The organism is Butyrivibrio sp. ob235, from assembly GCF_900109475.1.
GTDB lineage: Bacteria > Bacillota > Clostridia > Lachnospirales > Lachnospiraceae > Butyrivibrio.
This window is the reverse complement of record NZ_FOBE01000050.1, coordinates 1-13,703: the sequence shown is the minus strand read 5'-3', so window position 1 is coordinate 13,703 and position 13,703 is coordinate 1. Positions and strand designations below refer to the sequence as shown.

General features: G+C 31.9%; 22 protein-coding genes. 5 read left to right on the top strand and 17 right to left on the bottom strand.

The annotated features are described in order from the left end of the window. The 9 genes from BMW61_RS20605 to BMW61_RS20570 all read right to left on the bottom strand — a co-directional run. A partial coding sequence (locus tag BMW61_RS20605) for a hypothetical protein (protein ID WP_139176487.1) occupies nucleotides 1-799 on the bottom strand: 799 nt, incomplete at its 3' end. 33 nt (nucleotides 800-832) lie between these two features. Beyond that, entirely contained in the window at nucleotides 833-1,216 is a 384-nt protein-coding gene (locus BMW61_RS22660; RefSeq protein WP_091825776.1) for a hypothetical protein, read from the bottom strand. A 20-nt stretch (nucleotides 1,217-1,236) separates the two neighbouring features. Next, entirely contained in the window at nucleotides 1,237-1,866 is a 630-nt protein-coding gene (locus tag BMW61_RS20595) for a zinc ribbon domain-containing protein (protein ID WP_091825773.1), read from the bottom strand. 21 nt (nucleotides 1,867-1,887) lie between these two features. Then, entirely contained in the window at nucleotides 1,888-2,505 is a 618-nt protein-coding gene (locus BMW61_RS20590) for a zinc ribbon domain-containing protein (RefSeq protein ID WP_091825770.1), read from the bottom strand. A 377-nt stretch (nucleotides 2,506-2,882) separates the two neighbouring features. Continuing rightward, nucleotides 2,883-3,143, bottom strand: a complete 261-nt coding sequence (locus BMW61_RS20585; RefSeq protein WP_091825768.1) for a hypothetical protein — start codon at nucleotides 3,141-3,143, stop codon at nucleotides 2,883-2,885. Between the two features lie 15 nt (nucleotides 3,144-3,158). Then, nucleotides 3,159-3,323, bottom strand: a complete 165-nt coding sequence (locus tag BMW61_RS22210) for a hypothetical protein (RefSeq protein ID WP_175475323.1) — start codon at nucleotides 3,321-3,323, stop codon at nucleotides 3,159-3,161. A gap of 30 nt (nucleotides 3,324-3,353) precedes the next feature. Beyond that, nucleotides 3,354-4,568, bottom strand: coding sequence for a replication initiation protein (locus BMW61_RS20580; RefSeq protein WP_091825766.1), 1,215 nt, complete (start codon nucleotides 4,566-4,568; stop codon nucleotides 3,354-3,356). Between the two features lie 644 nt (nucleotides 4,569-5,212). After that, on the bottom strand, nucleotides 5,213-5,533 hold the full coding sequence (locus tag BMW61_RS20575; RefSeq protein WP_091825763.1) for a hypothetical protein: 321 nt from the start codon (nucleotides 5,531-5,533) through the stop codon (nucleotides 5,213-5,215). Beyond that, on the bottom strand, nucleotides 5,520-6,293 hold the full coding sequence (locus BMW61_RS20570; RefSeq protein WP_091825761.1) for a ParA family protein: 774 nt from the start codon (nucleotides 6,291-6,293) through the stop codon (nucleotides 5,520-5,522). The genes BMW61_RS20575 and BMW61_RS20570 overlap by 14 nt, the downstream gene beginning before the upstream one ends. Before the next feature lie 283 nt (nucleotides 6,294-6,576). On the opposite strand from BMW61_RS20570, the gene BMW61_RS20565 reads away from it, so the two are divergent. The 5 genes from BMW61_RS20565 to BMW61_RS20545 all read left to right on the top strand — a co-directional run bounded on the left by BMW61_RS20565 (nucleotide 6,577) and on the right by BMW61_RS20545 (nucleotide 8,737). Then, nucleotides 6,577-7,227, top strand: coding sequence for a SprT-like domain-containing protein (locus BMW61_RS20565; RefSeq protein ID WP_091825758.1), 651 nt, complete (start codon nucleotides 6,577-6,579; stop codon nucleotides 7,225-7,227). Nucleotides 7,228-7,387: 160 nt separating this feature from the next. Continuing rightward, nucleotides 7,388-7,669, top strand: a complete 282-nt coding sequence (locus BMW61_RS20560; RefSeq protein WP_091825756.1) for a hypothetical protein — start codon at nucleotides 7,388-7,390, stop codon at nucleotides 7,667-7,669. 55 nt (nucleotides 7,670-7,724) lie between these two features. After that, on the top strand, nucleotides 7,725-8,024 hold the full coding sequence (locus BMW61_RS20555; RefSeq protein ID WP_091825754.1) for a hypothetical protein: 300 nt from the start codon (nucleotides 7,725-7,727) through the stop codon (nucleotides 8,022-8,024). A 4-nt stretch (nucleotides 8,025-8,028) separates the two neighbouring features. Beyond that, a complete protein-coding gene (locus BMW61_RS20550; protein ID WP_091825751.1) occupies nucleotides 8,029-8,406 on the top strand; it encodes a hypothetical protein in 378 nt (125 codons plus the stop codon). A gap of 40 nt (nucleotides 8,407-8,446) precedes the next feature. Then, a complete protein-coding gene (locus tag BMW61_RS20545; protein ID WP_091825748.1) occupies nucleotides 8,447-8,737 on the top strand; it encodes a hypothetical protein in 291 nt (96 codons plus the stop codon). Between the two features lie 400 nt (nucleotides 8,738-9,137). Here BMW61_RS20545 and BMW61_RS20540 read toward each other — a convergent pair whose 3' ends face one another. The 8 genes from BMW61_RS20540 to BMW61_RS22205 all read right to left on the bottom strand — a co-directional run. Then, nucleotides 9,138-9,818 (bottom strand): recombinase family protein, encoded by a 681-nt coding sequence (locus BMW61_RS20540; protein WP_091825747.1) that lies wholly within the window; start codon nucleotides 9,816-9,818, stop codon nucleotides 9,138-9,140. A 345-nt stretch (nucleotides 9,819-10,163) separates the two neighbouring features. Then, complete coding sequence (locus tag BMW61_RS22765) at nucleotides 10,164-10,286, bottom strand: hypothetical protein (RefSeq protein WP_278296927.1); 123 nt, start codon at nucleotides 10,284-10,286, stop codon at nucleotides 10,164-10,166. 87 nt (nucleotides 10,287-10,373) lie between these two features. Then, nucleotides 10,374-10,562 (bottom strand): MerR family transcriptional regulator, encoded by a 189-nt coding sequence (locus BMW61_RS20535; RefSeq protein ID WP_091825744.1) that lies wholly within the window; start codon nucleotides 10,560-10,562, stop codon nucleotides 10,374-10,376. Nucleotides 10,563-10,575: 13 nt separating this feature from the next. Then, nucleotides 10,576-11,109 (bottom strand): hypothetical protein, encoded by a 534-nt coding sequence (locus BMW61_RS20530; RefSeq protein ID WP_175475322.1) that lies wholly within the window; start codon nucleotides 11,107-11,109, stop codon nucleotides 10,576-10,578. Between the two features lie 333 nt (nucleotides 11,110-11,442). Then, on the bottom strand, nucleotides 11,443-12,363 hold the full coding sequence (locus BMW61_RS20525) for a hypothetical protein (RefSeq protein WP_091825740.1): 921 nt from the start codon (nucleotides 12,361-12,363) through the stop codon (nucleotides 11,443-11,445). A 364-nt stretch (nucleotides 12,364-12,727) separates the two neighbouring features. Further along, nucleotides 12,728-12,988: a Txe/YoeB family addiction module toxin gene (locus BMW61_RS20520; RefSeq protein WP_091825738.1), complete on the bottom strand. Its 261-nt coding sequence runs from the start codon at nucleotides 12,986-12,988 to the stop codon at nucleotides 12,728-12,730. A 1-nt stretch (nucleotide 12,989) separates the two neighbouring features. Further along, nucleotides 12,990-13,250 (bottom strand): type II toxin-antitoxin system RelB/DinJ family antitoxin, encoded by a 261-nt coding sequence (locus BMW61_RS20515; RefSeq protein WP_091825736.1) that lies wholly within the window; start codon nucleotides 13,248-13,250, stop codon nucleotides 12,990-12,992. Nucleotides 13,251-13,363: 113 nt separating this feature from the next. Further along, the coding region (locus tag BMW61_RS22205) for a hypothetical protein (protein ID WP_175475321.1) at nucleotides 13,364-13,703 on the bottom strand (340 nt) is incomplete at its 5' end.

The window sequence follows — 13,703 nt, the reverse complement described above, 5'->3', positions numbered from 1 at the left end:
AACCACCACTTTTTACCACACGAGAACTAATAAGCTCAAAAGAATTAGAATCCTTTAGTAGTGTTTTAACAAAACGTGCGGCGGCTATACCAGCTTTGTCCCATTCTGATAAAGATGCTAATTCTTCAATTTTCGAACCATTACTAATTATTTTTTTCTCTTTGTCACTTAAAGAATTATATTCTGTAATAATATCTTTTACATCGCTATAAGTAGCATCTTCTTTAATGGTTTCAACCTTTTCATTTACGGCTACAGCTTTATTGATGTCTATATCTCTATATTTTTCAATATAATCATCAATTTTAATCATCTTCTTTTGTGAAGAATCCAAATCATTATATTTAGATAGGATATTATCAAATTCGCTTTGACTTGGAATCTTAGATGTATCAACTAATAACAGCACTTCATTAGCCGCTATTATTTTATCGTATTTATCAGCATTCTTTAGTGCTGATTTTTGATCATTTGTAAGTAATTTAAGTGTGTTTGATAATTTATCAATATCACCACCATTATTATAAACTTCATCAATAAGACTATCTGTACTCGAAACAACTACTTCTTCATATTTGTCTTTTTGCTTAAGTAACTTTTTCTGATCTTCTGTCAAAGCATCGTAAGAAGCTATTAAATCAGCAATATCTCCTCCGTTTTCCGCAACATCACTTATATATGTATCCATATTAGAAGCAGCTTCTTTATCTTCTTTAGATGCACATCCAGAAATTGTAAAAGTTAACACTAATGCAAAAAGAACGGTAACACTTAAAATTTTTAATGATTTTTTTGGCATATCTGGTCTCCCTTATATTTTAAAAAGTGTATTTTACTTACGTTTTTTTCTATGTACAATCACAATAACTATACCAACTATAATCAGTATTAATCCCACCCAATTAACTATTGATAACATCTTATTTAAAAGTACAAGCCCCGGTTTAGAGTGATATCCACTATATATATAACTTACTTTATCCATCAATAAATCATCAGCTATTGATATTGCGGTAACAAAAGAGCCAATCCAACATATAATTCCCAATATAATTAGCGTTTTTCCACTCTTTCTTTTTGCTGCATCTATGCTGTTTTCAAAATCATTATTTGTAATGATTCTTGGTTCCTCATTAATTGGACATCCACAGCTAGGACAGCATTCTGCTTGATCTGATATTTCTTTGCCACATTCAGGACATTTTATTAGTGCCATTCTTCTCCATCCTATTAAAATTATTTTTCCATAAAAGTTACATCACAATCTGTGATTTCAGAATTATAATCAACTGATAATCTAAAGGTAGTCTGTTCTCCTCCAGATAATCCCTCTTGTCCTACTGCATATGTCCAATCTGTATCTAAAACATTTCCATTTTTATCTTTAAAGGCTCCTTTGACTCTAATAAAAGTGTATTTATCCGTTCCGTTATTTTTTAAGGTGCCCTCACAAATAGTATAAGAACTATTGCTATATACTTTAGTAACTGTCTTTACTAAATCTCGATTTCTATTCGTATAATATTCATAATCAAAATCATCCGCTGAAGATTTATATGAATAATTTCTGCTGTAACTGTTATTATTACTGTAACTATTATTTCCGCTATAAGGATTTAAATAAGTTTCATCGTATAAACTACTTGTTGTCGTAGGCTTTTTAAAATAGTTGATGATATAAATAATTCCAAGAACCCCAACTATCACAAGGCACACTAAAAGAATTTTTTGCCAAGTAGTAAAACCATCATCATCCCTTTGTGAAATACTATTATTTTGTTTTCTCAATGGATAACCACAGTGAGGACACGATTTTGCTTGATCAGATATTGGTCGCTTGCATTCCGGACATTCTATCATTGCCATATAAAACACCCTCTTTCACAGTTAGCGTTTAACTCTTTCAAGAATAAATATCATGTCATAGTAACTGTACTCTGACAAATTCAATTTCATGGTATCTTTATCATCATCCGATATTTCTACATAAAAGCTTTCTTTCCCTGATACATAATATTTCTTCTTCCCATCCCCTTCACTATCTAAAAACCATGTACCGGAATCATTAAGATAGTCTCCATATTTTGCAGTAAATCCATCTTCTTTAAATGTAATTTCTATATTTGCAGATTCTCCAAAACTTTCACTTGCTTCGGCAATACTTATTGTATTGGTTCCCCCATCTGTAATATAAGTTGCTTTCCATTTGCCAATAATAGGATCATTGAAAAAATTATTTTTAACAATAAAAGCAACACCAATAATTGCAATTAATAATAAAGGGATTCCTATAATAAGAAATTTCTTCGTATTTGATCCATTTCTTTTTTTGCTAGTTTCGTTTATTGGATATCCGCAGTCTGGACATGTAGATGTTCCTTGTGGCAAAATTCTTCCACACTCTGGACAACGAACCGTATTGTTTATTGGAAAACCGCAAGAAGGACATGCTGATGATTGGTCAGAAACTTCTTTTCCACAGCCTGGACAATTGATAAGTGCCATATTTTTCTCCCATCTTCAGATTGAAAAAAAGCAAACATTTTATCATTCTTAATTATATCAAGATACAACATATCTATTTCTTAAAAGACAATAAACTGAACTACCATCTATATTTAAAACGCACTTTTAGTGCCATACTCTTAATTGCAAGATTGACTATGTGGGACTCATAGGCGAATCTTGCTCTAATTGCCGTGTATATACACAGGCGAATCTTGCTCTTGTTTTTCCGTTCCGCTTTTAAGGGTTTTAGGGATTTTTTCCTAACAAGTTTGCGATGGTGTGGACACACCTCGCCTTGCTTGCTATAACTTCCAGGAATTAAAAAAGCACTTTCCGCATGATGCGATTAGTGCTTTTTTGTTTAATATTTATTTTTAACCATGCTCACATTCTGCATAATCAATCAAATTGAAATTTTGTTCGTTTAATGGAATATCACAATCCTTTTCTGTATCAACAATGCTTTGTGGAAACACTGGAAAATATTTTTCATGTTTCAATATATTTTGAAGTTCTTCTAATATAAATTGAATTTTTTTAAACTTCTTATAATCATGGTTTACTATAATATTGTTAATATCTTCTTGCATAGTCAATGGCAGACCACGATAAGACCAAAAATAAATATATCTCAAAGTACTCCCCTCCCTTTAATCCTTATCTTGAATTGTCACAAGCTTAATTGATTCAATATCCTCTTTTAATTGAGGTTTATGATAATTCAAAAGACTAGCCAACGTATCAATATTGTTTTCATCAATATTTTGGTAAATTGCATTTAGTAATCTTTCAACACCATATTTCTTTTCCTGCATACCATCCTCCTTTCTTAAAAAACTACACTTTTAATTATCTAAAAGTTGTTTTTCTAGTTCCGCATAATTAAAATCACTCTGCTCAAAATTATGAAATCCATTACTGTTATTTATGGACTTGGATTCTTCATATTCTTCTTTTATGGCATTTATGAGCCATCCCGTAGGATTGGTTATTTTGCTCTTACTACCATCCATTATTTTTTTTGCAGATTCGATTTTAGATAAATCATAATTAGCAACACTACAGATAGCTCTTATGTCTTTTATAGAAAATTCTTCCCCAAGCATTTGTTTTGCATCAAAAACAATCTGATAAATATCATCCTCTGTTAATTCCTCTTTTGTTTCTTCAACAATAATATTTTGCTCTGGTTCTTTCTTTTTTATAAAAAATCTTATGCCTGTAGTTTTCCCCCCTCTACCACTCTTCAACTGCTCGAACTCAAATGATATAGAGGTTTTTTCTGCTAATTCCTTTTGAGCAACTTCAATAGTTCCTTTTCTAAAATTTGAAAATCTCTTATATTTTGCATTATCCTTCTGTCCCTCTGCCATTTCTGCAATCTTTTCGTAATCAGGATCAGCCTTTTTTAATGCATCAGCTATTTTCTTATCTGTGGTAGAATCAATAATTCCAAATCTAAGTTTAAGATCCACAATGTTTATATCTGTAACATAGGTTGGATTATTTGTTCTCTGTCCAGACTTCCTTGCTATATAATCTTGCTTGTCATATTCCGCTTTCAGCATTTCATATAATTTAAATGAATATATACTCTTTAAAGGAATTGTTTCAGCTAATGAGAATACTGTATAATTCTGCTTCAGCTGTCTTATTTCTTTATTAACTTTATCATTAAAGCGCATTTGAAATATGCCATCTTCAAATCTACAATCCGTAACTATATTTATGGCTTCTACAGATTTTGTAGTATCATCAGTAAAAACTATTCTCCAGTCCATAAGAGATGGCTTATCTTTAATTGGTTCAACTAAGGCCTTTATCTCATCATAAAAAGAACCATTATTATTACCAAATACTTTTCGCAGATCTGTTCCTCTTAATTCTGCTGTTAATATTCCGCTCTTTTCATCTTCCGTAGCTTGTTGAATACCTATTGCAAATAATTTCTGTGCAAGAAGATTAGCTTTTCCTTTGGAATTTACCAGGGCATTAGATTTCGAATAATTTTTACCCTTTAAAAGATCAATGTTATATTTTTCAGATTTCTTTTTCCCCATGACCTGCCCCTTATTCTATAATTATATTATTTATTTATATATATATCAATCCATTTTTATAGACATCTTTGCCCATTTATGATGTTTTCTTATTCCAAAAAATAATATACATTTAAAGATATCTACTTTTTCGGAATGTATATTTTTTATATTTCATTTTTTTAAAGTGTATATTTTAAAGATGTCTACTTTTTTGGAATGCATTTATTCAATTTAGTATATTTAGATTGTCTTATATACTAAATATTGTTTTTTAACATTTGCGCATTCCATTTTTGTAGACATCTTTATAAATAAAACTCCAAATATAATACAAGTAATTCCAAATTAGTGTCCTTCTTATTCCAAATAGTAGCTTTCTTTTATGTATTTCACTCCTTTTTTTATTCCAAATTAGTAGCATTCTTTATCCAATATATTAGTAATGTCTTTCCAAAATAGTGTCCTTCTTATTCCAAATTACCAGATATCTTGATTTATAAAGCCAGTATTCATGCGGAATATACGTCTATTAATTAATAAAAGAATTATGTTGTATATTTTATTAATATTAATAACAACAACAATTTGTCGCTGTTAAAACTATAAAATGATTCTTTTATCAGAAAAGCGATATCTCCATATTCAGGAAATATCGCTCTATCTTAGTTCAACATATTATAAATCTTTTGATATTCTTTCATGTTTGCATCTAAATCAGCTCTAACTACTGCATTTATATATTCTGTTAAATTATCATGGTATTTACATTTTGCTATGTTTATTTTTTCTATCATAGAAATTGGTATTGCTATATTTATAGTTTTTGTCTCTTCAGTTTTTACCTTTGGTCTGCCTACTTTTTTCTTCTCAGGAACCGCTTTTGAAGGAGCAGGCTTTTTTGATTTTTCGGTTTTGGTTTTTTCTATCGGTGTCTCCTGATCCAAAACAGATTCTTCATCAATAAGAAATTTACTTCTTGCCATGTTTCTTTACCTCCTTTTCAAGCTCTTTAGCAATCTCTCGCACATCTTCTGCAACTACAGATTTTTTATCATAATCAGTTATGCCCTCATGCGCATATGCTACTTCTCCCATAAGGACTGAAGCCCTAATGGATGATTCAAATACCTTTGAATTTAAGCGTTTAGCGACCTTTTCAGACACTTGTTTTACTTGCTTACTCATATTACTTCTGAACTCATTTCGATTGAATAAGATGCCCAGAACGCTCAAATTAGGGTTAGATGATTCTTGAACCTCTTCTATGGATTCTATAATGCCGTTATCAGCCTCCAAACTTGCCATGTCTGGTAACATTACCACTATTGCAAATTGGCTTGCTACAAGAGCCAAATATTGCCCCCAATTAGGACTTGGAGATACATCTATAAAGATATAATCGTATTGATCCTGAACCTGTGCCAATACTTCTTTCATGCGCTTGGCTTTAGCAGATTGATTCAGCATAGATACTTCCACATTTGCCGGAATGATATCAAGGTTTCCTTTTATGTTTGTTATTGCTTCTGAAGGAGCTTTGCCTTTTAAGAGTAAATCATAAATAGTAAGCATATCATCGGTCTTTTTTATCCCGCAGAAATATGTAAGATTGGCTCTTTGTCCATCCATATCTACAAGCAATATTTTCTTTTTTTTGTTGGATAATTCCCAGGCGATATTAAAACAGCAACTTGTTTTTCCTATACCACCCTTTTCATTGATGAAAGTGATTATGTTTGCCATAGAATAACCTCCTAATTTAATATAATTATAAATGTGAAATATTGTTTAATCAATATAAAACAATAAGTAATAATTAAAACAATAACTAATTGTAAAAAATGATAGTGTGTAAATTAATCAGCTAAGCAGAAAGTGCCGGGATCAGGCATGAAAAACGCTAAAAATACCCTCCCATACTTAAAAATGTATTTTTAAAGAATAATTGACAAACTTTAATTTATATGGTACCATATAAATATCAAAACAAACCAACCACAATTTTTAAGAAATCGGAGGTATTCAGATGAAAGCATTAACAAATTATCAAAGAGCTACCAATTATTTAGTAAAGGTTTTCAAAGCCGTTAATGAGTATTACTTCAATAATGAGCTTGAAACACCAACAATAACAATTCAAACATCCGTAGGAGCTTATGGACATATAAGCACTTCTAGAGTTTGGAATAGTAACGATGAATCTAGTTATGAATTGAATATAGGAGCTGAAACACTCAATCGACCTATAGAAAATGTAGTTGCAACAATGATTCATGAAGCAAGCCATTTATACGCTCTTATGAATAACATACAAGATACTTCAAATCGTGGAGTATATCATAACCGCAAGTTTAAAGAGATTGCTGAAGATATAGGACACTTGAAGATCTCAAAGCATGATAAATATGGATGGACAATTACGGAACCAACTGAAGATACATTAAATTTCTGTATAGAATATGGCTTTGAAGATATCCTCATAAATCGTGAAAGTCCATACACATTTAGGGGAGTAGGAATTGCAACGGCTGGAAATGGTAATAATACACCTATATCCATAAGAAAGCCTACTAGCACAAGAAAATATATTTGCCCTTGCTGTGGAAATAGCTTTAGAGCAACAAAGAATTTAAATGTAATGTGTATGGATTGTAATGAGCAATTTGTACTTGCATAACAAATCAAATAGGGGAGTGAAAACCGCTCCCCTACTAATAAAAATAATTATTACCATAAGTAATTGTTTGAATAATAAAATATGTTGACAAATAATTATTTATATGGTACCATATAATCAACAACCAACCACACAAACACATTTTTAGGAGGTATTCAAGATGAAAAGAACAATTAACGAAATGAACGCAATTATCCGTGAGTATAAGGAGTATCAAGAGCTTGAAGCACAGCTGAAGGCTCAGATGGAGGAACTCAAAGCTGAAGCTATTGAAATTATGGGAGTAGAGCATATAGATGAATATACTTGTAATGAGGGCAAATGCACATATAGAGAAGTTCTCAGTAACCGCTTCCAATCTACAGAATTTAAGAAGATTCATAAGGATTTATATGAAGCATTTACCATGCAGACAAGCTCCATGAGATTTACCTGCAACTAAAGCAATATGAGGAGGGGAGCATAAAGCTCCCCTTTTTTGAGAAAAGAGGGTAGTTATGAATAATCAAGAACTGTTTTTAAAGGATGTGCAAAGAGCGTATGAAAATAATAATTTATGCACATGGTTTGTTGATATGGATGATACACATCTATCACATGGGCAAGCTGATCCACACTCTATAATAAATTTTCCTGGTACCGAAGTTTTTCAGCTTAGTAATAAAGATGATTGTGGGATATCCATTGATTTTGATAAGTGTATAGATTCCAAAACAGAGGATGATGGGGAGGCTATAGCGTGGAAATTCTGGTATTCAAACAACATTGTGATAACGGTTTATTTTGAGAAGGAGTAAAGCCATGAAAAGAATGGGAATAATAGTGATTATGTCACTTATGATTATCTCTGGATGCGGTAGAAAATGCGCAAAGAGTGGATGCAATAATCATGCTACATTGGATAGTCGATATTGTGCATGGCATAGTTATACAAATAGCATACCTAAAAAGAGTAGTAGCACATATTCAAGTAGTAGTTCGTATTCATCATCAAGCACAAATAGCAGTAAATCATCAGTTAAAAAGTACACTTCAAAAACTGATACAGACAAGAAGTTGGATATTGATGATGTTGATGTTGAGACGTTCTACTACGATAACATTGATGAATTTGAAGATATAGATGATGCCTGGGATTATTTGGAAGATGATCCTGATGAAGCTGATTTCTACGATTGACCGTTATAAGGTCACATAGTAAAATTGAGGAGATAAAAGTATGAAAAATTTTGGAGTTATGGATATGCCTAAAACACCAAATCCTGATCTGAAGGATGGAAAAGTTTATAAGAGCCAAAAAAAGGCTGCAGATAATTGGGAGAAAGAAAATCCTCAAGAGCAATTAAAACTAAGGATGCCAAAAGGCAAGAGGGAGATAATTACCGCATATGTCGAAAAAAAGGCATTGGAAAATCCTGATGATAGAAGATACAGTACGGAGAAGGGGAGACCGTCCGTAAATGCTTATATAAATTCTCTGATTGATGAGGATATGAAAAATAATCCATAAGGATTTACAATTTAATATGTTTCATCGCCTACATTTGTAGGCTTTGAATACCTCAAGGGATAATCTTCGTGGTTGGGGATTATCCCATTTATTTTTTTTAAAACCGCAGAAATAAAGGATTCCTTCGAGACGTATTCCTCAGATACGGGTCGTGAAAATGGCTTGAATACAGTGTTCTGCTGTTGATTAAAGCCATTACACCACTGTTTATCTCGTTCTTCCAAAGGAATAGCGCACAGATACTGAGGTTTGAGAGATAAAAAGCTTATAAACCGCTAAAAGTTCCTACTCGCCCAGCGGGCGAACGCATAAATAAAGGCTAAAAACGTCAACTCTTCCACCGGAGGAGTAAGAAAAAAGGATCCTCCTGAAAAGAGAATCCCTTTTTGAAAAGTGTATTTTAAAAGTCATTAGCAAGTTGCTTTTTATATTTATAATAGGTCTTTCTGCTGATACCAGCGAGTCTAATTACTTCTACATCTTTTAAAGAACCATCGAAATCCTTACTATATTTTTTTATATCGGCTTTCGCTGTGATAGATTTTTTGGTAGTAAGAGAAGTCCCTTTAGGCTGTCCTATCTGTTTACCATTTAGTCGAGCGGTTTCAATTCCTTCTTTTGTCCTTTGGCGCAAATCATCAACTTCCTTTTGTGCCTGTTCAAACGCAATTCTAATTTGTTTTACTGCAAGCTTGCGGAAATAGTTGTTTAATCCTTTGAAAATCTCATCCTCATCTGTTCCGGTCAGCTCTATCTTGTCTTTAAGATTGTCTTTGTATATGTCTGTATTGATGTATGGTTCTTTAAGAAAAATAAGATTTATATTATTTTCAAAAAGCTGAAAATACACTTTTATTCCTTCATCTGCATTTCTACTCATTCTTGAAACGCTGTCAAAGACAATTGTATCTCCAGGAGCCAATCTTTTTAAAAGTTTATTCCACTCAGGTCTATTTATTTTTGTCCCGGTGTAAGCTTCGGTAACAATAATAGAATTAGGGTATATATTTTTTATGTTTCGGATCTGTCTTTCTATGGATTGTTTTTTTGTACTGATTCTGCAATATCCATATTCTTTCATAACGGAATTCTCCTTGTGGTAAAACAAACAACCGTCATTTGTACTACTGTTATTATACTATGGTACCATATAAAATACAAGCTTCTTTTACTACTTTTTTGATAAAGGTTACTTTTACTACTAATCGGAATTTGAAATAGAAATATTACCATAAATAATTGTTTTAATAATAATATATATTGATATCGGGCAAAGCTAGATATTTACTGCGTTTTGCCTATTTTTATAGCGTTCTGAAAAAGCATAAATAAAAGCCAAAACCCTAGTAATAGCAAGGCTTTGGCTTGATTTAATATAGAAATATCGTTATCGAAGTGTTATTCGTGAAAAAAGCTGTGAATGGAATTACTTTTTTGCATTATCTACCTTTTTCTGTAGTTCTGCAATCTGCCATTGAAGCTTTAAAACATCATGCTTTTTCTTATCACGCTTTTCTTCAAATATTTTGCAAATCCAATTTATAAGCATATAGTTATCCTCCATATTTATATGGTAGCATATAAGATAAAATTAATCTATAAAGAGGGCAGATACTTCAACCCTCTTAAAGATAAATCATATTCCGCTATAGTCCAAAGAAATACTCTTTGTCTGTTCTACCCATTTTTTGAAAGCTTCAACCGGTACTCTATATAATCTTCCAATCTGAATAGAGGGGAATCCCTCTGTTTTCATAAGAGCATGGCATTGTTTTGTTCCCAACTGCAACATATCTTTTATCTGATCTTCAGTATAAAATTCCATACGCAAATCTCCTTTAATCATTTATATCAAGCTCATAATCAAGCATTGCCTTGTACAGCTTATATGGTATTTTTCCTGCATAACTGTCTGCAAGTGTGATAATCTTTGCTTTTTTATGCTCTTTGTAAACTTCCCAGGCTTCAGCAATTGTCTTAAAGCAATCTCTGAATCCGTTTATCTCTGGTTTAAAGAGTTCTCCTACTTGGATTACTCCCATAGGCAATCCGTTATCTTTCCTTTTAGCGGTTCCTCCGAACATGGAATTGACCGAAGCTGGTACAAAGATACAAGTCTCAGGACTATAAATGGAATTGCCTTTTACAAGTATGTCCTTATCAAGATGTACGGTTTTTTCTCCGGAAATCTCATAGAAATTCCCATCATTAACCCAATCATAGAAACTGTATTTATCATTCTTCCATTCATCACAGACGGTAACTCCTCTGTATGAAGGTCTGTTTTTAAGACATTTCTCGTTGTAACATCTTTGGATCATATTGTTATAAATATTATTCAGTTTTGTTTTTGATAATTCGATTGTTTTCATAAGTGGATCGGATAAGCAACGAACTATCATTTAAAATACACTTTTCAAATTGTCTCATGAGACTAAACATAATAGGCCATTGCCTATTTTTTTCCTTTCATCATTTTAGTCTCCTTTTAATCCTTAGTTTAGAGTGTCCTCACACTTTTACTACCGCGACATAGCTCCGTTGGAGCTAGTCTTGCTTCATCACCTCAAACGCAATATAGGTTGTGGTAATATTTTATTTTTTTGAGCGTTTGAAGTGATGAGGTTATATTTTAAAAATTTGAACATTTAAAACATATATAAAGATAGTTTTAAATATTATATTTTTTAATTGTTCAAATTTCTTTATGCCGAAAATAATTCCATGTCCAATGCTTCCATTTCTGCTTCCATTCTTAATGATTCTTCAAAGCACTGAATTAGTTCTTCATCTATGTCTAATATTTTGGTGATTATATATTTTTGTATTTCAACATAGTTATTCGGATATATGAAATTTGTTTTGTTGTGCTTTAGATCCTGGCGATTTTTTTCAAAATCCTTCTCGCTTTTTCTAAAGAGTGAATCAATAATCTTTCGGTTAAGATTTTTCTTTAATATGCTGAGATTTTCATCATATTCTTTCTCCAGATATTCTCTATTGCAAATAATAGAATATCGTCTGTAAATAAAATCAAATCCTAAAAGGTCTTTCAGCTTTCTGTCCCTTAAACGATAATAGCTTTTCATGCTCACTTTTTTATTGTGATTAAAAATAACTTCTTTTAAGTTATTGCAACCTAGTTCATGAAGAGCTTCATATTCGCATTGAAGGACTTTCTCAATTTGCCAATCTAAAGACACTTCAAAATATTTGCCATCTTTCCGGGCGATAATAATATCATCCCTATAACATATAAGCTTTCTTCTCTGCAGGTTTTCAAGTGCTCTTCTGGTAATATCGTTTAATTCTTTTTTGCTATTATCAAAACCTTTGTTTATATGCCATTGTTTGACTTTATTGTTGTTGTGTTGTAATTCTGAAAGAAATTCAGGATTGTTATATCCATAAGAATAATTCTTATTAATCATCCCCATTTCTTCCCATAACTCTCTTTTAGTGAAATTCAGAGTAGTCTGATTTTTCTCTATGAATATTTTTAATAAAATGCTTTCAAAAAGAGTTATATATAAATTATGATTTTTCCCTTCAGATCTCTTGTCATCTTTTGGCTTTGGATAATCGTAAATTTCTTTAACAATAAACTTTTGTTTATCCTGATCCAAAAGGCAATAGCGATTTAGGTTTTTAAGCTGAGCCTTTTTTGAATTACCAGCACTGATTGGTAATTCAAGTATTCTGCAAAGTTCGCCATAATTTTTTATAACTTGTCCTACGGTTAATATTTCGTGGACTTTATTAAAAAGGTTGTCTGCTATAATAATCCTCCTTCCACCACAACCTTAAATACATATTGACAAATAAAGGCATTTGTCATATAATATATGTATGCTAACATTGGGTGTATTATATGCTTCTATACTTATACCCACATTTTATTGTAACATTCTTTATCCCATTTTGTCAAATAAACTCCCAAAAACACCCATACAAACTGCTGCCTGACAAAACAAAAAGAGGATTGATTTCTCAATCCTCATAATGTCCTTTGCAAGCTGCAATTATAATATTTCCGTTTTCTTCCTTGTAAACAATTCTATTCTTTTCGTCTATTCTTCTACTCCACCAACCGGATAACTCATTTTTTAAAGGCTCTGGCTTGCCTATTCCTTCGTATGGACTTCTCTGAGTATCTTTAATAAGAGCATTAACCCTCTTTAGAGTTTTCTTGTCCTGGGTTTGCCAATATAAATAATCTTCCCAAGCTTCATCGTGCCATTGTAATCCCATATCAATCCTCTATTAAATCATGCCCTTGCAATTTTGCTTTGCCAGATTCTATATCGGAAATAACACGCTTTAAATAATTCATATTTTCATCAGAATAGAACGGATCCACACTTACATCAAACGGAATCCTTCTTTCTCTTGTCATTTTTTTTGCAAAAATAGTAAATGCAGTAGTCATGTTCATACCAAGATCTCTGCAGGTGTCTTCCATATCTTTTTTTAAATCATCATCCATGCGGAAATTTACCATTGATTGTGCCATAATATCACCGCCTTTCTTATTATGATAATACCACTTTTGTAAATACGCTGTCAATACAGTGTAAAGACGAGCGCATAATAAAAGGCATCCATGTGATACCTTTTATTGAATGCTTATTTTTCAGAAACATTCGCATCTATATTGTCCATTATTTTATCTACATCTAGCTCTATGGCTTCGGTATTATGCTTAACAAATTCTTGATAATTATTAGCGGTGATTTTATCTAATGTTCCTGTCAATAACGATAGTGTAACAAATGCTGGCTCAAAATTACTGTTTACATCTATGCAAATAGCTTCTTTTTGTGTTCCACCAAAACCATTTTTGCCACTGTAATAAACTGTTACAAAATAAAAACCACCACTTTTTACCACACGAGAACTAATAAGCTCAAAAGAATTAGAATCCTTTAGTAGTGTTTTAACAAAACGTGCGGCGGCTATACCAGCT